This window comes from Deltaproteobacteria bacterium HGW-Deltaproteobacteria-4, assembly GCA_002841765.1.
Taxonomy (GTDB): domain Bacteria; phylum Desulfobacterota; class Desulfuromonadia; order Desulfuromonadales; family UBA2197; genus UBA2197.
In genome coordinates, this window is the sequence record PHAV01000011.1 from 116,801 (window position 1) to 136,248 (window position 19,448).

18 protein-coding genes are annotated in these 19,448 nt (G+C 58.5%); 10 read left to right on the forward strand and 8 right to left on the reverse strand.

Annotated elements, in window-relative coordinates; genetic code table 11:
- The first annotated feature begins 63 nt into the window (after positions 1 to 63).
- From CVU69_09260 to CVU69_09275, 4 genes are all read left to right on the forward strand, one after another.
- Positions 64 to 1,443, forward strand: a complete 1,380-nt coding sequence (locus CVU69_09260; GenBank protein ID PKN12119.1) for a glycolate oxidase subunit GlcD — start codon at positions 64 to 66, stop codon at positions 1,441 to 1,443.
- Between the two features lie 68 nt (positions 1,444 to 1,511).
- The gene (locus CVU69_09265; GenBank protein ID PKN12120.1) at positions 1,512 to 2,774 is read left to right on the forward strand and encodes a (Fe-S)-binding protein; all 1,263 of its coding nucleotides are present in this window, start codon (positions 1,512 to 1,514) and stop codon (positions 2,772 to 2,774) included.
- 150 nt (positions 2,775 to 2,924) lie between these two features.
- Complete coding sequence (locus tag CVU69_09270) at positions 2,925 to 3,845, forward strand: diguanylate cyclase response regulator (protein ID PKN12121.1); 921 nt, start codon at positions 2,925 to 2,927, stop codon at positions 3,843 to 3,845.
- Between the two features lie 117 nt (positions 3,846 to 3,962).
- Positions 3,963 to 4,625: a hypothetical protein gene (locus CVU69_09275; GenBank protein ID PKN12122.1), complete on the forward strand. Its 663-nt coding sequence runs from the start codon at positions 3,963 to 3,965 to the stop codon at positions 4,623 to 4,625.
- Here the strand turns inward: CVU69_09275 and CVU69_09280 are convergent.
- The 4 genes from CVU69_09280 to CVU69_09295 are packed head-to-tail and all read right to left on the reverse strand — an operon-like array spanning position 4,607 to position 7,139.
- Positions 4,607 to 5,320, reverse strand: a complete 714-nt coding sequence (locus CVU69_09280) for a hypothetical protein (GenBank protein ID PKN12123.1) — start codon at positions 5,318 to 5,320, stop codon at positions 4,607 to 4,609. The genes CVU69_09275 and CVU69_09280 overlap by 19 nt on opposite strands.
- Before the next feature lie 3 nt (positions 5,321 to 5,323).
- The gene (locus CVU69_09285; protein PKN12124.1) at positions 5,324 to 6,097 is read right to left on the reverse strand and encodes a GTP cyclohydrolase I FolE2; all 774 of its coding nucleotides are present in this window, start codon (positions 6,095 to 6,097) and stop codon (positions 5,324 to 5,326) included.
- Positions 6,098 to 6,099: 2 nt separating this feature from the next.
- On the reverse strand, positions 6,100 to 6,792 hold the full coding sequence (gene queC, locus CVU69_09290) for a 7-cyano-7-deazaguanine synthase QueC (protein ID PKN12125.1): 693 nt from the start codon (positions 6,790 to 6,792) through the stop codon (positions 6,100 to 6,102).
- Between the two features lie 20 nt (positions 6,793 to 6,812).
- Positions 6,813 to 7,139 (reverse strand): cytochrome C, encoded by a 327-nt coding sequence (locus tag CVU69_09295; protein PKN12126.1) that lies wholly within the window; start codon positions 7,137 to 7,139, stop codon positions 6,813 to 6,815.
- 134 nt (positions 7,140 to 7,273) lie between these two features.
- On the opposite strand from CVU69_09295, the gene CVU69_09300 reads away from it, so the two are divergent.
- Positions 7,274 to 9,673 (forward strand): penicillin-binding protein, encoded by a 2,400-nt coding sequence (locus tag CVU69_09300; GenBank protein PKN12127.1) that lies wholly within the window; start codon positions 7,274 to 7,276, stop codon positions 9,671 to 9,673.
- A 156-nt stretch (positions 9,674 to 9,829) separates the two neighbouring features.
- On the opposite strand, the gene nth is transcribed toward CVU69_09300, so the two are convergent.
- The 4 genes from nth to hypC form a co-directional block, all read right to left on the reverse strand.
- On the reverse strand, positions 9,830 to 10,465 hold the full coding sequence (nth, locus tag CVU69_09305) for an endonuclease III (GenBank protein ID PKN12128.1): 636 nt from the start codon (positions 10,463 to 10,465) through the stop codon (positions 9,830 to 9,832).
- Positions 10,466 to 10,481: 16 nt separating this feature from the next.
- A complete protein-coding gene (gene hypE / locus CVU69_09310) occupies positions 10,482 to 11,498 on the reverse strand; it encodes a hydrogenase expression/formation protein HypE (protein PKN12129.1) in 1,017 nt (338 codons plus the stop codon).
- Between the two features lie 180 nt (positions 11,499 to 11,678).
- Complete coding sequence (locus CVU69_09315; GenBank protein ID PKN12130.1) at positions 11,679 to 12,776, reverse strand: hydrogenase formation protein HypD; 1,098 nt, start codon at positions 12,774 to 12,776, stop codon at positions 11,679 to 11,681.
- A complete protein-coding gene (gene hypC, locus CVU69_09320; GenBank protein ID PKN12131.1) occupies positions 12,773 to 13,003 on the reverse strand; it encodes a HypC/HybG/HupF family hydrogenase formation chaperone in 231 nt (76 codons plus the stop codon). Before hypC ends, CVU69_09315 begins: the two co-directional genes overlap by 4 nt.
- Before the next feature lie 139 nt (positions 13,004 to 13,142).
- Here hypC and CVU69_09325 point away from each other — a divergent pair, with 139 nt between their 5' ends.
- The 5 genes from CVU69_09325 (at position 13,143) to CVU69_09345 (ending at position 19,378) form a co-directional block, all read left to right on the forward strand.
- On the forward strand, positions 13,143 to 15,008 hold the full coding sequence (locus CVU69_09325) for an excinuclease ABC subunit C (GenBank protein ID PKN12158.1): 1,866 nt from the start codon (positions 13,143 to 13,145) through the stop codon (positions 15,006 to 15,008).
- A gap of 33 nt (positions 15,009 to 15,041) precedes the next feature.
- Positions 15,042 to 16,145 carry a cobyrinic acid a,c-diamide synthase gene (locus tag CVU69_09330; protein ID PKN12132.1) on the forward strand — a complete coding sequence of 368 codons (1,104 nt, stop codon included), beginning with the start codon at positions 15,042 to 15,044 and terminating at the stop codon, positions 16,143 to 16,145.
- Between the two features lie 128 nt (positions 16,146 to 16,273).
- Positions 16,274 to 17,410, forward strand: a complete 1,137-nt coding sequence (locus CVU69_09335) for a hypothetical protein (GenBank protein PKN12133.1) — start codon at positions 16,274 to 16,276, stop codon at positions 17,408 to 17,410.
- On the forward strand, positions 17,403 to 17,654 hold the full coding sequence (locus CVU69_09340) for a sulfurtransferase TusA family protein (GenBank protein PKN12134.1): 252 nt from the start codon (positions 17,403 to 17,405) through the stop codon (positions 17,652 to 17,654). The genes CVU69_09335 and CVU69_09340 overlap by 8 nt, the downstream gene beginning before the upstream one ends.
- Positions 17,654 to 19,378: a hypothetical protein gene (locus CVU69_09345; protein PKN12135.1), complete on the forward strand. Its 1,725-nt coding sequence runs from the start codon at positions 17,654 to 17,656 to the stop codon at positions 19,376 to 19,378. The genes CVU69_09340 and CVU69_09345 overlap by 1 nt, the downstream gene beginning before the upstream one ends.
- Positions 19,379 to 19,448 lie beyond the last annotated feature (70 nt).

Sequence of the window (19,448 nt, forward strand, 5' to 3'; positions counted from 1 at the left end):
ATGCTAATCTGACTATTCTGCTCAGCATATCGACATATGACGCAATTTTACGGAGCCTTCCCCATGCTTGAATCCCGCATCCTTAAAGCCCTGATCACGATTGTCGGCAAGGACCAGGTTGCCACCGAACCGGCCGATCTGCTCTGCTACAGCTACGACGCCACCCAGCAATCGTTCCTCCCCGAAGTGGTCGTGCACCCCGCCACCGCCGCCGAGATCGCGGCGATCATCAAGCTGGCGAATGCCGAGCTTATCCCGGTCTTCCCCCGCGGTGCCGGCAGCGGCTTCTCCGGCGGTTCGCTGCCGACCAAGGGCGGGATTGTCCTCACCACCGAACGCATGGATCGCATCCTGCAGATCGACGAAGAGAACCTCATTGCCGTCGTCGAGCCGGGGGTGGTGACCGAACAGTTCCAGATTGCCGTGGAGAAGGTCGGACTCTTCTATCCCCCTGATCCCGCTTCGCTCAAGTTCTCGACCCTCGGCGGTAATGTTGCCGAATGTGCCGGCGGGCCGCGCTGTGTCAAGTACGGGGTGACCAAGGATTACATCCTCGGTCTCGAAGTCATCACCCCGACCGGCGATATCATCACCACCGGCGGCCCGACGATGAAGGGGGTGGTCGGCTACGATCTCACCAAGCTCCTTTGCGGCTCGGAAGGGACCCTGGGGATCATCAGCAAGATCGTTATCAAGCTCCTCCCCCTGCCTGAAGCGAAAAAGACGATGCTGGTGATGTTCGACTCCATCGACGGCGCCGCTCAGGCGGTTTCGGCGATCATCCGTCACAAGATTATCCCCACCACCCTCGAATTCATGGATGGCCGCACCATCGATTGCGTCCGCCAGGCAACCGGTCTCGATGTCCCGCTGGCGGCGCGCGCGCTTTTGATTATCGAGGTCGATGGCGATCGCGACCTCCTTGACAAGCAGGCAAACAAAATCGCTGAAATCATCCGCCCCCTGGGCGTCGTCGAAACCCGCATCGCCACCACTCCGGCCGAGAGCGAGGCGCTGTGGCAGATCCGCCGCTCGGTCTCGGCAAGTCTGCGCAAGGTCAATCCCGACAAGTTTAACGAGGATATCTGCGTGCCGCGCAGTAAACTGCCGGAGATGATCCGCAAGATCGACACCATCGCTGAGAAGTTCAGCCTCCCCATCGTCAACTTCGGTCATGCCGGCGACGGCAATATCCACGTCAATATCATGATCGACAAGAAGGTGCCGGGGGAACTGGAGAAGGCGCATCACGCCATTGAAGAGGTCTTTAAAGGCGCGCTGGAACTCGGCGGGACGATGAGCGGCGAGCACGGCGTCGGCATCGCCAAGGCGCCGTATATCCCGCTGGAGATCACGCCGGAAGCGGCGCTGTACATGAAGACGCTGAAGAAGGCCCTTGACCCGAATAATATCCTCAACCCCGGGAAGATTTTTCTCGATTAAGTTTTGCTCGGCGCCGAATCCGACCGATCGGATCGGACGGATCGGTCCGATTAAAGGCAACAACACCCATGGCCAAACTCAAAGATCTGGAAGCCTATCAGGAAGAGATCAACCAGTGCGTCAAATGCGGCGCCTGTCGGGCGCATTGTCCGGTCTTTGCCGCTGAAAAGCGCGAAGGGCGGGTAGCGCGGGGGAAGGTGGCCCTTTGTCAGGCACTTATCACCGGCGAGGTCAAGGCGGAAGGGAAGGTCCTTGAAGATCTTTCCCAGTGCCTCCTTTGCGGCAGCTGTGAAGCGCAGTGTCCGAACAAGGTGCCGACGGACGAGATCGTCGCGGCGGCGCGGCGGAGGATTGTCGAAGAGCGTGGCCTGACTGTCGTCGGCACCGCGGTGGCAGCCCTTCTCAGCCGCCCGCGACTGATGAATCTGGCGGCGAAGACCAGTGGTGCCCTCGCGAAGCTCCTTTTCAAGAAGATTCCGGAAAAGAGTGGTCTGCATCTGCGTTTCCCCGCCCCTTATCTGGAAGAGGGGCGGACCTTGCCACCTCTTACCGCCAAACCCTTCCGCGAGCGCGTGCCGGAAGTGATCCCCGGCGACCCCGGCCGGCCGACCGTCGCTTTTTTCACCGGTTGCGGCATCAACTACATGTATCCGGAGATTGGCGAGGCACTGCTCAAGGTCCTCAAATTCATCGGCGTCACCGTCATTATTCCCAAAGATCAGGTCTGCTGCGGTCTGCCGGCGGTCAGCGCCGGCGCCGGGGCGACGGTCGAAGCTCTCGCCGCCGAGAATCTCCGCGCCCTTTCCCGCACTCCCGTCGATCAGATCGTCACCGCCTGCGCTTCGTGCAGTGCCGGCCTCGGCAAGATCCATCCGCAGATGGGGGAGGAATACGCAGCGCAGGGGAAGAAATGTATCGACATCTTCGTCTTCCTTGTGCAGCAGGGGCTGGCGGAGAAGCTCGCCGCCCTGCCCAAAGCGGCGCAGCGCACCAGAGTCACCTGGCACGATCCCTGCCATTTGCGCACCCGGGGAATTACCAGAGAGCCGCGCCAGATCCTCGCCAGCCTGCCGCAGGTCGATTTTGTCGAGATGGCCGGCGCCGCCAGCTGTTGCGGCCTTGGTGGGACCTACTCGGTTTATCATTACCAGCACAGCAAGAAGATCGGTGCAAGGAAAGCGGTCAATATCAAGGCAAGTGGCGCCGAACTGGTGGCGACGGACTGCCCCGGCTGCATTATGCAGCTGCAGGACAGTATCAATCATCTTGGCGAGCAGGCCCGGGCCGTGCATCTGCTGGAGCTGGTGGTGGCGGCATTACCGGCGGAGTAGCCTTCTCCATAGAAATAAAAGCAAGCGCGGTCTTCCCTTCGGAGGACCGCGCTTTTTGCGTTTTTTAGTTGAACCTGTCGTTTTCCCTTTTTATCTTTATCTGGATGGCTGTAAGTGTTAAAAATATAAGATTCTTTACCTGAGGCCGTTATGAGTTGCACTATCCTGATTATCGATGACTCTGAACTGATACGTAAGCAGATCCGCCAGACCTTGACGGAACACGTCCCTGATTTGCGGATTGTCGAAGCAGAGGACGGCATTGCCGGTGTGAAGGCGGCCCTGGAAAACCCCGTCGATCTCATTCTCTGCGATCTTGAAATGCCGGGTCTCGACGGTTTCAAGGTGCTGGCGATGGTCAACTCCCATGAAGGTCTTCGGGATGTGCCCGTCATTATTATCACCGGGAACAGTCAGAGGGAGGATAAAATCCGGGGACTGGGGCAGGGGGCAAGCGACTACATCACCAAGCCCTTCGATGCTGCGGAACTGGTGGCGCGGGTTCGGGTGCATCTGAAGATCAAGCAACTGCAGGACGATCTGCGCCGGAGTAATGCCCAGCTGGAGGCCCTCTCCCTGACCGATCCTCTCACGCAGCTCCCGAATCGTCGTTATCTGGAGGAGTCACTGGCCAGGGAGCTGGAACGAGCCCGGCGCACCGGTCAGCCTCTGGCACTGGGTATCCTTGATATTGACCACTTTAAACGGGTCAATGATGATTACGGCCATCAGCAAGGGGACGTGGTTCTCAGGACGGTGGCGGATATCATCCATGCCAACATTCGCCCCTATGACATCGGAGCGCGATATGGCGGCGAGGAGTTTGTCTTGATCTGGGCGCAGATTAGCAGTGTCGAGGCGGCGGCACAGTTTGCTGAGCGACTGCGAGTGTCGATCAGCAACCAGTCTTTCCCTGCCCCGCTTGATGCTGTGCATATCACTGTCAGCATCGGCCTGGTTTTTTACCCTGCTGTCGGCAGTACCAGCGGGGAAGATCTCTTCAAGCGCGCCGATGACGCCCTTTATCGCGCCAAGCAAGGCGGTCGCAATTGCGTGGTGATTGCGAACTGAGCTCAGGACCGGCATCAATAGTCAGGAGGTTTTATTCTGACGACAATCCTCCCCCCGTCCGTATCGTCTCTGACCTTGATCGGCACCGTCCACCATGATCCTCGTAGCGCCGCGTCGTTGGCTGCCCTCCTCGCGCAGCTGCAACCGGACCGGCTCACGGTGGAGATCTCCCCGGACGTCGTTGCCTACCGCCAAACGTATGGTGTCCTGCTGCTGCGCCGTCTGGAGATGATTCTCGAGCGCCTGGCCGGAGACTCTCCGCCGTCGGCCGGGTTTGGCGAGCATTCTGCCATCGTCGAGATTCGCACTCTCCTCGGCCTGCCTTATGAATTTAGCGTCGCTTGCGCCTATGCCGGAGAAAAAGGGATAAAGGTGCAGGCCATCGACCAGGCGGATAGTTCTCTGGCCAAATTGCGTCAGATCGAAGAGCGCCTCATTTCCCTGTCACATTTAAAGCGGCTTGTTTCTTCCCCTGCTGCGGCGCCCCCTGACAATACCTACCGCTATGCGTTGGCCCGCCAGCTTCTCGCGTCCCCGGATGCCCAACAGCGCAGTGCCTTCCTGCAAAGCTGCCGCGGCAAGGAAGGGATCGGGCCGCGCGATCGCCATCTGGCGACAATGATCCGCTCGCTGCTGCAGAGTGATCCCGGCCATCTGGTTCACATCGGCGGCTGGGTGCATCTGTTGGACGATCCCGCCGGCGAAACTCTTTATTCCCTCCTCAGCGATCTGCAGCCGCGCCGCCTTCTCCTTGATCCTGATCAACCACTTATTCCGTAGTTTCGTAAAATGCCCGCGGCATAAGTGCTGACCGCCAGGGTCGGGGCCCGCCGGCAGAGCCGCACCAGATCATCTGCGTTGTCGACATCTTCCCAACTGCCGATTTCGGCATAGGATAGTTGCTGTGCCATACAGATGGCACGGGTTTGTTCCAGAACCGCAGATGTGCTCCACTCCACCTCGTGAAAGAGGGGAGGGTGATGCCCGCGTTCGCCGATGAGCACGTAGCCGCCGTCCTTCGCCGGAATTGTCACGACGGCGGCGCTTGCCAGGGCGGCGTAGGCGGCGATAATCAGCGGCAGGGGGAGATCAGGTGCGTCGCTGCCGACGAGAAGGGCACAATCGTCGCCCCGAGAATGGAGGGTGAGGAGGGCCTGTGCCATGCGCTCGCCGAGATCTCCTTCGCCCTGGGGGAGGAGAGGGATGCCCGGGAAATTCTTCTGAAAGTAAGTAATATCACCACTATAAAAGAGCAGCGGCTGCAAGGGAGCGAGGGCAGTGACGGTCTGCTGGAGGCTGAGGTGGTGAATCTGCGCGGCTTCGGCAAATGAGAGGGGAGGGCAGAGGCGGGTCTTCACTTGTCCCGGCCGTGGCTCCTTGGCAAAGATACCGAGAGTGCCGGGCCGGGCTTGCCATAAAGGGGAGGAAGTGGTGGAAAATCGGGAGTTCTCCACTTTTTTAACAGGTTTATCCACAGTTCAGGCTTTTTCGCCGACTTCCACCAGAGCATAGGCGGAATGATTGTGGATCGACTCGAAATTTTCACATTCGACCTGAAACCAGAAGATCTCTTCCACCGCCGCCAGTTTCTCCGTCACTGCCCGGACAATATCCTCGACGAACATCGGATGATCGTAGGCCTGCTCGGTGACCGCCTTTTCATCTTCGCGTTTGAGGACCGAATAGACCGGTGAGCTGGCGCATTCTTCCAGCCAGGTGACGAGATCTTCGATCCAGACGTGGCCGTGATAGCGGATGTTGACGGTGAGGAGGCTCCGCTGGTTGTGGGCGCCGCGGGCGCTGATCTCTTTCGAACAGGGGCAGAGGGATGTCACCGGCACGCTGACCCCGAGGACGAAGTCCTGCGTTGCACCGAGGGTGCCGACCATCCGGCATTGGTACTCCATGAGACCGCGGGCTCCGGAGACCGGCGCCGCTTTTTCGATGAAGTAAGGGAATTCGAGTTCAAGATGAGCACGGCTCGCTTCGAGGCGATCCTTCATCTCCTGAAGAATGGCGTCGATGCGATCGACGCTGATCTCGCCGTGATAAAGGTTGAGGATCTCGACAAAGCGGCTCATGTGCGTCCCCTTGAAGTGGTGGGGGAGATCGACGTACATGTTGACCTTGGCGACAGTATGTTGATAGCTGCTGTTCCGTTCGAGGACGACGATGGGGTAGCGGATATCCTTGACCCCGACCTTGTCAATGGGGATGTTGCGTGGATCGAAGCTCTTTTGCAGATCGGGCATACTCATCCATTCACCCCCGCGACATAGTCGATGGGATCGCGCATCCCGACTTCGGCAAAGCCCTTCAGTCGCAGGCGACAGGAATCGCAGAGACCGCAGGCAAGGCCGGCGGGGGTCGGGTCGTAGCAGGAGTGGGTGTGGCGATAATCGACGCCGAGGGCCAGCCCGCGTTTGATGATATCGGCTTTACTTAGGAGGATGAGCGGAGCGTGAATGCGGAGTTGCGTGGTCCCTTCGACCCCGACGCGGGTGGCAAGGTTCGCCATGGTCTCAAAGGCGGCGATAAACTCGGGCCGGCAATCGGGGTAGCCGGAATAATCGAGGGCGTTGACGCCGATGAAGATGTCGGCCGCGCCGAGGACTTCGGCCCAGCCAAGGGCAAAGGAGAGGAAGACTGCGTTGCGGGCCGGGACATAAGTTGTCGGAATGGTGTCGGCGATCACGCCGTCCTTGGGGACTGCCTGTTCCGTGGTCAGGACGCTGCCGCCGATCAGGCGATAATCGAAGTCGATGACGAGGTGCTTGCAGGCACCGACCCTGCTCGCATTCTCCCGCGCCTTGTCGAGTTCAATCGCGTGACGCTGTCCATAAGAGAAACTCAGGGCATAAGGGCTGAATCCCTGCTCCTGAGCGATCGCCATGCAGGTGGTCGAATCGAGCCCTCCGCTGTAGAGGACGACGGCTTTTCGTTCCATAGGTGAAAATCTTTCTCTGTCTAGCGATGGTGATATTTGCCGCGGTATTCGCGATGGCTGCCGTCCGGTTCGTTATGGCAGCGGAAGCAGCGCTCATCCGATAAGAGCTGCTGCTCGATCGGCGAGGTTTCGACAGGGAGGACTGATTCTTTCTGTTGCCAGGGAGGCTTGCCATCTTGTCCCGTCAACTGCACCGGGGCGATCGTGGCGCGCCAATTGGCGCTGATCGCCACCGTATGACAGCGATCGCAGCCGCCCGGTGGCGGGATCGATGTCCAGGACCGGAACATGGCACAGCCGCTGAGGGTGATGACTGCTAAAATAACAGTAAATAGAAACACTTTCATGATTTTCTCCTTTTGCAGACAACTGCTTTGTCTTGTATAGCACAGTGGGCAGTATGAGGAAAACTGTAAAACCGTTGCTGAAAAACGGCACTTGTTGCTAGAATGCGCACCTTCTTATCTTTTCTGGAGTCTCCATGACACGTTCGTACAAAATCGCCGGGCCGCTCAAGATCATTCTCGTTGTTGTTACTTTGTTGATCGGGCTGGTGGCGATTGCTCTGGTCAGCGCTTATTTTTATATCGATAGTACCCTGCCCAAAGTCGAGAGCCTGGCGGACTACCGCCCGCCGATCGTCACCCGGGTCTTTTCCGATGACGGGACGCAGATTGCCGAATTTTCCCGGGAAAGGCGGATACTGGTCCCGATTTCCCGGCTGCCGAAGCAGCTGACTCAGGCCTTTATTGCGGCGGAAGATGCAAATTTTTACCAGCACTCCGGCGTCGATTTTACCTCGATTCTTCGTGCTTCGATGAAGAATATCATGGCCGGCGGCATTGTGCAGGGGGGGAGTACCATTACCCAGCAGGTGACCAAGAGCCTCCTCCTGACCCCGGAAAAGAAATTCTCCCGTAAATTCAAGGAAGCTATCCTTTCCTGGCGGATTGAAAATGCGCTCACCAAGGAGGAGATTCTTTATCTTTATCTCAACCAGATCTTCCTTGGCCACGGTTCTTACGGGGTGCAGGCGGCGGCTGAGAACTATTTTGCCAAGAATGTCGAAGAGTTGACCCTTGCCGAATGCGCTCTTTTGGCCGGTTTGCCGCAGGCGCCGAGCCGTTACTCCCCGTACCAGAATTTCCCGAAAGCCCGGGAACGGCAGAAATATGTGCTGGGACAGATGGTCAGGGAAAAGTATATCACCAGTGCCGAGGCGGACAAGGCGCTGGCGGAAAAGTTGACCATCCATCCCCGCGTCAATGGCCATGCTATCGGCGCATCGTACTTTGCCGAGCAAATTCGTCGCTATCTGGAGGAAAATTACGGCAGCGAGACCCTCTACACCGAGGGGTTGCAGGTTTACACCACGATGAATCTGGAGATGCAGCAGGCGGCCCAGAGTGCGGTGCGGGAGAATCTGCTGGCGCATGACCGCCGTCGTGGTTATCGCGGGCCGCTGCAGGTATTGTCACTGGCGGAAGAACCGGCTTTTTTGGCGGCACAGGAGAAGGCCATCGCGGGAAATCCCGTTAAGGCCGGCGAGCAGCTCAAGGCCGTCGTTAGCGAAGTGACAACGCGGGGGATCAAGGCCAAAGTCGGCAGTCGTGAGGTGGTGATCGCCTTCAAGGACGCCAATTGGGCGGCGCCGATCCGGGGAGTGGGCCGTTCGGCCAAGGCCGCCGGTACCGCCACATCATCCGCCACCCTGCTGCCGCCCGGCGCAGTCATCCTTGTCCGGGTTCTGGAGGTCGACAATGGGCGATGGAAACTTGCCCTTGATCAGGAGCCGTTAGCCGAAGGGGCCCTGGTGGCGATCGATCCGGGCCGGGGCTGGGTCAAGGCGCTGGTCGGCGGTTACGATTTTAACCGTAGCCAGTTCAATCGCGCCGTCCAGGCCCGCCGCCTCCCCGGCTCAGCGATCAAGCCGCTCATTTATGCCGCCGCAATCGACAAGGGCTACATGCCGTCGTCGATCTTTCTCGATGCGCCCCTGGTCTTTAACAGTCATAATCCCGCCGGGGAGTTTGTCGCCTGGAAGCCGCAAAACTATTCCCGCGAATATGAAGGAGCGACCTCCATGCGGCGGGCGCTCACGGTCTCGAACAATATTGTCACGATCCGTATTCTCGAAGCGATCGGCATCGATTACGCGATCGCTTATGCCCAGAACCTCGGCATCGAATCGCCCATCGCCCGCGATCTCACCTTTGCTCTTGGTTCTTCGGCCCTGACGCCGATGGAGCTGGCCTCGGCCTACAGCGTCTTTGCCAGTGGCGGGATTCGCCAAAAACCGGTTTATATTACCAGAATTCTTGATCGGGACGGGCGCATCCTTGAATCGATCGATCCGGCCGATGCCCTGACCTCAACGGCGATCATTCATCCCCAGACCGCAGAGCGGGTGATGACGCCGGAGAGTGCTTATCTGATTACCAATATGATGGAGAGCGTGGTACGTGAAGGGACGGGGGGGCGCGCCCAGGAACTTGCCCGCCCGGTGGCCGGCAAGACCGGAACGACCAACGATCTCAAGGATGCCTGGTTCGGAGGCTTTGTCCCGCAGCTCGTCGCGGTTACCTGGATCGGCTATGATCAGGAAAAGACCCTGGGGCGTGGCGAGACCGGTGGACAAGCGGCCCTCCCCGGCTGGGTGAGTTTCATGCAGCAGGCGACGCGCAGCATGGAACCGCTCCCCTTTACCATCCCCGATACCATCGAATTTTATAATATCGATCCAAGCACCGGTCTTCTGGCTCCTGATAGTGCGGACCTCAATATTGAAGCTTTTGCCCCCGGCACCGCCCCGACCGAGACTTCAGAAGAAGCGCAACGCCCGAAAGCCCGGGATTTTAATCGCATGGATCTGGATGAATAAATTGAGGGGAATTTTCACCGCAAAGACGCAAAGAGTGTCAGGTAAATCAAATCGTTCGTGCAAGAGTTTATAATATTTCTTTGCGACCTTTGCGTCTTTGCGGTAATGAACTGTCGCTATGAGCCCGCTGCCATTAACCGGTAGCGGGCTCTTTTGTTAGCGACTCTTTGTTACTCCCTGCCGGGGACAAAGGGTGAAGATCGGGCAGGACGAGCAATCCGGAGTCGGGGCTTTGCAGAAGGCGCGGCCATGAAATATCAGGAGGTGGCTGGTGGCGATCCAATAGTCGGGTGGCAGCAACTCCGAAAGCTCGGTTTCGATGCGGCGGGGATCTTTGGCGCGCGTCCAGGCGAAGCGCTGTACCAGGCGGGCAACGTGGGTATCGACGACCATTGCCGGAATCTGGAAGGCGGTGCCGAGGATGACATTGGCGGTCTTGCGGCCGACGCCGGGGAGGGCGGTCAGCTCGCGCAGGGTGGCAGGAACCTCGCCGTGGTGGTGTTCAATCAGCCCCTGGGCACAGCCAATGAGATGACGGACCTTGGCATGATAAAAGCCGGTGGAGCGGATCAATGTTTCGACCTCGGCGAGATTTGCCGAGCTGAGGGCGGCGGCATCCGGATAGCGGGCAAAGAGACGGGGGGTGACAAGATTCACCCGTACGTCCGTACACTGGGCGGAGAGGATGGTGGCAATGAGGAGCTCAAAGGGGGAGCGATGCGTCAAAGAACACTCAGCTGCCGGATAAAGTTCTGCCAGTCGGTCGAGGATGGTGGTTGCGGCTCGCGCCAAAGAGGATTTCTTCACGTTAGCAGATACGCGGCAGCTGTTCGCCGGCGAGCATCTCCACGCTGCGGCGTCCGCCGATGACGGTGCGCATGAAGACTTTCCCCGGCGCCGTGGCAGCAACAACGCCGATGGCCGCCGCCCGCGCCCCTTCGGGATGGCGGCGGATGATCGCCAAGGCGGATTCGGCGCACTCCGGAGTGACGATGGCGAGGAGTTTCCCTTCGTTGGCGACGAAGAGAGGATCGAGGCCGAGGATGGCGCAGGCGCCGGCCACGGCGGCATCGACGGGGATGGCGGCTTCATCGAGGGTGATGTCGATCTGCGATTGCAGGGCGATCTCCTTGAGAGTGGTGGCGACGCCGCCGCGGGTCGGATCGCGCAGGACATGGAGACCATTGCCGATGCTGCTGATCAGTTCGGCGACGATATGGTTGAGGGCGGCACTGTCACTGCGGATCTCGGAAGCGAGTTCGAGGCCTTCGCGGCTGGCGAGGACCGCCATGCCGTGGTCGCCGATCGTGCCGTTGATGAGGACGATGTCGCCGGGTTGGGCGTTGCTGCCGCGAATGTCGCAGTCGTCTTCGATGACGCCGATCCCGGCAGTATTGATAAAAAGTTTATCTCCTTTGCCGCGCGGTACGACCTTGGTGTCGCCGGTGACGATCTGTACCCCGGCCTGATCGGCGGCGCGCCGCATCGCGACAAGAACCCGCCGCAGATCGTCGACCAGTAAACCTTCTTCGATGATCAATCCGACGCTCAGCCACTGGGGCCGCGCGCCGACCATGGCGAGATCATTGACCGTGCCGTTCACGGCCAGATCGCCGATGCAGCCACCGGGGAAGAAGAGGGGATCGACAACGTAGCTGTCGGTGGTAAAGGCGAGACGTCCGTTCAGCGGCGGCAGGATGGCGGCGTCGTTCTGATCCTTGCCCGTTACGCCGGAGAGGGTCGGGATGATGACTTCGTCGAGGAGTTGGTGACTGAGTTTGCCGCCGCTGCCGTGGCCGAGGAGGATGACATCTGTTTTTAGCAAGAGGGGCTCCGTAAAAGGGGATATTAACCCGGAAAGGCATTGCACACGGATTTGACGGATGAAACGGATAAAATCTGATAAATCGAGGCAATAGAGTTTGGGACGAATGTTGGGGCTGATTAAATCCGTGAAAATCCGTCAAATCAGATTTTATCCGTGTGCGATATGCTTTTTACAGGATCAATCGTGATCGCCGTATTTGTAGGCGGCAGCGCAGGTTCCTTCACTGGAGACCATGCAGGCGCCGACCGGATCCTGCGGCGTGCAGCGCCGGGCGAAGAGGGGACAATCCTGCGGCGCGATCTTCCCTTTGAGGATGTCACCGCAGCGGCAGCCGGCCGGCTCGATCGACTCCTCCACCGTCACCGGTAATTGTACGGCGGCGTCGAAGTCTCCATATTCCGGCCGGAAGTCGTGGCCGGAGTTCGGGATGATGCCGATGCCTCGCCAGCGCGCGTCACTTGGGGTAAAGACCTGGGCCAGGAGCTGCTGCGCCTTGCGATTCCCTTCTGGGCGCACCAGTCGACTGTACTCGATCTCGACTTTGGCGTCGCCGGCGATGATCTGGCGGGAAAGCATCTTGATGCCGAGCAGGACATCGAGCGGTTCAAACCCGGTGACGACACAGGGGATGTGGCAGTTTGCGACCAGCGACTGGTAGGCATCGGCGCCGATAATGGTGCTGACATGGGCGGGAGCGAGAAAGCCACTGACTTGCAGTTCGGAGTCGGCGGCCAGGACCTGCATCGGTGTCGGCATGGTTTTATGGGCGCCGAGGACAAAGAAGTTGTTCAGGCCGCGCCGCTGCGCCTCAAGGATCGAGCCGGCAATGGTCGGGGCGGTGGTCTCGAAGCCGATGCCGAGAAAGACGATAGCGACCGATGAATTCTTTTCCGCGAGAGCGACGGCATCGAGGGGGGAATAGACGATACGGACATCGGCACCCTTGGCTTTTTCCCGCAACAGGTTGCTGGAGGAGCCGGGAACGCGCATCATGTCGCCAAAGGTGGCGATGATCGTTTGCGGCCGCCGCGACAGGGCGATGGCATGATCGACATAATGAATCGGCGTGACGCAGACCGGACAGCCGGGTCCGGAGATCAGCCGGATCTGCGGCGGCAGCAGCGTGCGGATACCGTGTTGATGAATCGCCATGGTGTGGGTGCCGCAAACCTCCATGAGGGTCATGACTCCCGGATAGTCGGCAACCAGTTCGGTGATTTCTGCGAGGAGTTTAGCGGCAATGACCGGATCGCGATATTCGCTGCTGTGTTTCATTCCGGCAGGATTCCCCGGGCCAGGACTTCGCGCATCAGTCGCAGTGTCTCCTCCGCTTCTTTCTCATCGAGCTTCTCGATGGCAAAACCGGCGTGGATGAGGACATAATCGTTGATTGTGACACCGTCGATCATCATCAGGTTTGCTTCACGACGGACTCCGTCGATTTCGCAGATAGCCACTTCGCCATCAATGGTTACGACGCGCATCGGTACGGCCAGGCACATAATTCATCTCCATCTTTTTCGCCGGTGCCGCCGCGAAAACTTTGCGCGGGCGGGCCGGGTTGCGGTATAAAATGCTTTTGTACGCCAAGGATGGCTATTATCGGCAGGTGGCAACAGCAAGTCAACAGGCGGTTAGATGATGAGCCCAAAACAGCAGTTTTCGCCGCAAGATTATCCGACCCGCCCCGGTGTTTATTTGATGAAGGGGGAGGACGGCGTCGTCCTTTATGTCGGCAAGGCGCAGAATCTACGGGCCCGCCTGCGCAGCTATCTGCGTCCGGAGCAGGACAACCGTCCGCAGATCCGTTTCCTCATGGCACGGACTGCAACCATCGAGACCATCGTCACCGATACTGAGAAGGAAGCGTTGATCCTGGAGAACACCCTGATCAAGGCACACCGCCCCCGCTACAATATCGATCTGCGCGACGACAAGACTTATGTCTCATTGCGGATCGATCTGCGTGAGCCTTATCCCGGACTGCGCATCGTCCGCCAGGTCATCGCCGATGGCGCCCTGTACTTTGGCCCCTACTCGTCTTCGACGGCGGTCAAAGAGACCCTTAAGCAGCTTTATCGCATCTTCCCTTTGCGCCGCCTTTCGGCGGACTATTGCGCGCGCCGGCAGCGTCCCTGTCTCTATTTTCAGATCGGGCAGTGCAGCGGTCCCTGCCACGGCAAAATCAGCCGGGAGGATTATGCCGGGCTGGTCCGCGGTGCCATCGCCCTTCTGTCCGGTCGTGAGGATGATGTGCTCAAGCTGCTGCAGGGGCAGATGCGGGAAGCGGCCCGGGCGATGCGTTTCGAAGAAGCGGCGCTGCTGCGCGACCGGATCGGGGCGATCAAGGCAACCGTAGAGCGACAGAAGGTCGTCGCGCATGGCGGCGGCGATTGTGATGTCTTCGGGCTGTGGGGGGACGGGCGTGAATGTGCCATCGTCGTCCTGATCATCCGCCGTGGCCGCCTCATCGACCGGCGTAGCTACCGTCTGCACAGCGCCATGGAAGAACCTGAGCTGCTAGGTCTGGTGCTGCAGCAGTTTTATGATCACAGCAATACCCCGCCGGCTTTGATCCTTCTCCCCTCGCCCTGCGCCAGTAGCGAGGTGCTGAGTGAATGGCTGGGAGAAAAGAGCGGAAGCCGGGTTCGTCTGATCGTCCCACAGCGCGGCGATAAACGCGATCTTGTCGAGTTGGCGGTGCAAAATGCCCGGGAGCACTTTGGCGAAAAGGGGCCGGCGGAAGTCGCGATGACGACTCTGCAGGAGATCGCCGTCCGGCTGGGGCTGCAAAGAGTGCCGGCGCGTATGGAGTGTTTTGATATCTCGAATATGCAGGGGGGGAGCGTCGTCGGTTCGATGGTGGTTTTTATCGACGGCTTGCCGGCGAAGGAGGCCTACCGGCGCTATGAGGTCAAGACCCTGGACGGGCACGCCGATGATTATGCCTCCCTGCATGAAGTTCTGAGCCGGCGCCTCGACCGGGCGCAGCAGGAAGGGATTTTTCCTGATCTGATTCTCGTCGATGGCGGCCGCGGACAGTTAGGGATTTTAAGTGAGTTGATCGCCACCAAGGGGCTTTCGGTGCCGATTGAGATTGCCTCCATTGCCAAGGCGCGGCAGGAAAAGGTCGCCGGGAATGCCACCCTGCGCAGTCAGGAGCGCTTCTTTCGCCCTGGCAGCCAGATGCCGATCCTCTTTCCTTCCGGTTCGGCGGCCCTGCGCATGTTACAGCGATTGCGCGATGAAGCGCATCGCTTTGCCATTACCTATCACCGGCAAAAGCGCAAGGCGAGGTTGCTGGGCTCGCAGCTGGAGCAGATCCCCGGTGTCGGCCCCAAGACCCGTCTTGAGCTCCTGCGCTTTTTTGGCAGCCTGCGCCAGTTGCGCGCCGCGACCATCGAAGAACTTGCGGCTGCTCCGGGGATCGGCGTCAAATCGGCCCGGCGTATTTATGACGGTTTGCACCCCGCCGGCGGTCATGAAGGAGTCGTATTTCAAGCTTGAGATCTATTTACCTCTGGCAAAGGACGTGTTGCGATGGCTCAAAAGATCTACATTTCGGCCACAGATCAGAATGCCGGCAAAACAACGACCAGTATTGCGCTGCTGCATCTGGCCCGTAACGCCGGCATGCGGATCGCATTTATCAAGCCGGTCGGACCGAAACCGGTCGATTATTCCGGCGGTCAGATCGATAAAGATGCGCTGACGGTTGCCCAGGTCTTTGCTCTCGAGGCGCAGCTGGAGTTGATGTGCCCGGTCGTAGTCACGCCAGGGATGACGCAGCGGGCCATCCGTGGAGAACTTCCGGTCGCCGCTCTGGAAGATGCGATCTTGTCAGCGGTGGCACAGCTCGAAGCGCAGTGCGACCTGCTGGTGATCGAAGGGGCCGGACATAGCGGCGTCGGCGCTGTCCTCGGTCTGAGCAACGCCCGGGTGGCGGCCCTCCTCGATGCTCCGGTGCTGATGATCACCGGCGGCGGCATCGGCAGTGTCGTCGATGCGGTGACTCTCAATCTCGCTCTTTATCGCGAATGCGGGGCCCGGGTAAGGATGCTGGTCGCCAACAAACTCCATATCAGTCATCGTGAAACGAGCCTCGAATATCTCCGGCTTGCCTTTGTCGCTGCTGATTTCACTGTCGTTGGCGGTTTCGATTACCTGCCGACCCTGGCCAATCCGACCCTGAAACGGGTCTCCAAGCTCCTTAACGCCCAAGTGCACGGTGACCAGATTGCTTTGACACGCATTATCCATCATGTCGATCTGGGGGCCGGCTCGACGCAGCGCATGGTCGATCAGATCAAGGCGAATACTCTCCTGCTTGTGACCAATTCGCGCAACGAGTTGATTGTCACCCTTGCCAACCTTTATCAGCATCGCCCGGAATATCGCGATCGTCTCGTTGGTCTGATCATCACCGGTATCTCCGGGATTGCACCGATCACCCAGTTGATCCTCGCCGAGAGTGGCCTGCCTTATCTGCGGGTCTCGAAGAAAATGTCGGAACTCTTTTTGACGCTGCATGAATTCGTCTCCAAGCTCAGTGGCGAAGATGTTGAGAAGATTTCCTTGATCCGTACCATGGCTCCGAAGCGTTTTGATCTGCAGACGATCCTGAAGCAAATGACGTCGACATAGATTCTCCCCGAATCAGATGTGGTGATTTTTTTCTTTATGTGTTTATTTTAAGGTCTTGTCAGCGTGATGAAATAATAGTATTCTACATTATTTAAGGAGGGTATTTCTTTGTTGAGCATGAGCAGCCAATGATCCCTGTTTTGGTGACAATGATCTTCGGTCTCTTCCTCGGCATGATCGCCGGGGCGATCATGCAGCGTAGCGACTTCTGCATGACGGCGGCATTTCGTGATTTTTTCCTTTTTCGCAGTACAACCATGCTGTCGGCGCTGTTGCTTCTGGTCACTGTCAGTGCCGTCCTCTTTGAGCTCGTCCGGCTTTTGACCGGTGCCCAGCCCTTTGCCCTGCCGGCGTTTGGTGTGCCGTCGCTGGTCACCGTTTTCGGTGGGGGGATTTTCGGCATCGGGATGGTGCTGGCCGGCGGCTGTGTTGTCGGCACTCTTTATCGCCTCGGTGCCGGGTCGCGTTTGGCGCTTTGGGCCTTGGTCGGAATGATTGCCGGTAGCGCCCTGTATGCGGAAATTCACCCTTTCTGGAGTGATTTAAAGGGGATGGCCACCCTCGGGCAGCAGGCGGTGACTTTGCCGCAATGGAGCGGACTCCCTCTCTGGCCCTTTATTCTGGTACTGGTGCTGGTGACCGGTACTCTCCTTTGGCGATGGCCCAAGGCCTTTGCTCCGCTTCCTGGCTGGCGGGAGCTGGACGGTTATATTCCTCCCCCTTATGCCGCGTTGGCGCTGGCCGGGGTAGGGACGCTGTCAGTCATCCTTTATGGAAAGCCCCTGGGGGTGACGACGTCTTATGCCAAGGCTGCCGCATACCTTGAGTTGCTGCTGGTACCGGGGCATTTGTCTGCCACACCGTTCTTTCAGACGCAGATGCCGATTGTCTTTCCTTTTGTGCCGGGAACCTTGTCTGCGGGTCCCGGTCCGAGCTTTGACGGCATTGCCGTGCTCCAGTATCCCTTGATTCTCGGCATCATTCTTGGCTCGGCCGTTTCGGCCTGGCATCTGGACGAATGGCGCTGGTCGCGGGGGGCGCCGTGGCCGCAGACAGTTTCTGCTCTGTTGGGTGGCATTCTCATGGGGTTGGCAGCGCGACTGGCGACGGGGTGCAATATCTGGCATCTATGGGGAGGCTTGCCGGTCTTTTCCGTGCAGAGTTATCTTTTTTTGTTAGGACTCTTGCCGGGGGCGTGGCTGGGGGGGAGATTGCTGGTCCGCTGGGTTTTACCGGAAAAATCTAAGGAGATGATACATGAATAAAGTCAAGATAGAAAAGTTCGATGTCTATGGACAGGTTTGTCCTTCCACGCTGTTGCTGGCTTTGCGCGAAGTGAACCGTTTACAGGATGAACTTCATCGCGGCGACATGCAACTTGACATCCGTACCGATAACCGCTTCGCGACTGCGACCATCCCTAATGCGGTGCGTAATATGGGGTTTGACGCCATGGTTCGCAAGGAGGAGGAAGGTTATCTGATTCAGGTTTGTGCTAGAAAATCCTGATGCTGGCCACAGGGCAGGAGAAGCCAGCACAAAGCAGCGCGGAACTGGGCGCGGAAGTTGAGCGCTTGTGTGGCGAGAATGCTGCGCTCAGTCAGCGCGATAGTGATCTGGTCCATTATCTGCGCAGCAAAGTCGATCAACTCATGGGGGTTATCGGTACCTTGCCATTGCGCGCTGAAGAGCTGGATGATGCCGGACTCATTGCCTTTGATCCGATCGGTATTGTTAGTGACAGCTTTGCGCAGATTCTGCAAACCCTGCAGGAAACGAACGATCACCTCCGTTTGGCGCGTGATGAAATTGCCGCGATCTACAATGCCGTTGGCGCCGGTATCGTCGTCCTCGATCGGGAAAGACGGATTATCTCCTGTAATCGGCGCCAGAAAGAACTCTTCTTCTCGCGTAAGCGGAGGATCATCAACCACACCTGTGTTTCGTTGATGTGCCAGGATAAAGTCCCTGCTCCCGGTTGCGTCTTTGCCAAGGTCATGGCCACGGGACAGAGTGAACGCACCCGGGAATGGGCTTTTGATCAGCGCTATTTCGATGTCGTCGGCATGCCGGTCAAAGACCGGCATGGGGATGTCGAGCAGGTGGTGATCGTTTACCACGAAGTGACAGAGCGGAAGCGGGGTGAAGAGGAACTTAGCCACGCTCTCATCCAGGCGGTCGAGGCCCAGCAAAATATCGAAGCCATTGTCAGTTCGGTGTACGAAGGGATGCTGGTGACCGACACGCTCGGCACCCTCCTTCTTGCCAATCCGGCCGCCCTGAAGATGCTGCATCGCCCCGCTGAAGAGGTCCTTGGGCAAACGTTGCAGCAACTCTTTCCTGGTAATGAGTTGGTGGCGCGCTGGGAAGCGGCGGTGCAGCGCAATGAAGCGGGAAGATCCTTCGATTGTATCCTGGGAAAGGAGGAAGGGGAAACTTCCCGCCGCTACCAGGCCCGGTTGGCGTTATTGCACACGGCTGATGACTCGGTGCGTGGCAGCGTTGTGACGTTACGTGATGTCACCGTCGAACGGGAACTGGAGCAGATGAAGAGTGAGTTTGTCTCTACCGCCGCCCATGAACTGCGCACGCCCCTCACCTCGATCCTGGGTTTTTCTGAACTCCTCCTTGATGCGCAAGCCTTTTCAAACCGAGAGCGGAGTGAGTTTGTGGCGCTGATTCATAATAAAGCCGAGAAGCTCTCGGAACTCATCGATGAGCTTTTGGACATCAGTCGAATCGAAGCCGGGCAGGTCATCCACCTGGTGCAACAGGCGCTGTCTCTTGGTCCTTTGGTCGAGACCAGTCTTAATTTCTTCCGCCATAGTTCGCCGCGGCATCAATTCAAACTGAACATGTCTGCCACGCCGATTGTCGTTTATGCTGATCAGCGTCGCATCGGCCAGGTTTTAGACAATCTCCTCAGTAATGCTGTCAAATATTCCCCCAGGGGCGGCACTATCACCGTTCGTCTTGAATCCGGCGCAGAGCACTGTACCGTCTCCATCAGTGACGAAGGGATCGGTATGAGCGTAGAGCAGATCGAGCGGATTTTTGATAAATTTTATCGCGTCGATGCTTCTATGACCGCCGTGCAGGGGGTCGGATTGGGGATGACGATCGTCAAGGAGCTGATTGCGAGTCACGGCAGCGAGATTTCGGTCAAGAGCGCCCCCGGTCAAGGGACGATGGTCAGTTTTACTCTGCCTCTTGTCGGGGAAGGCGATTCCTGAGGGGGGAGAAGCCAGGTGGCGTGCCCGAGATGTTTAATCCGCAATTCCCGTCTATTTCTTGACCGCACCC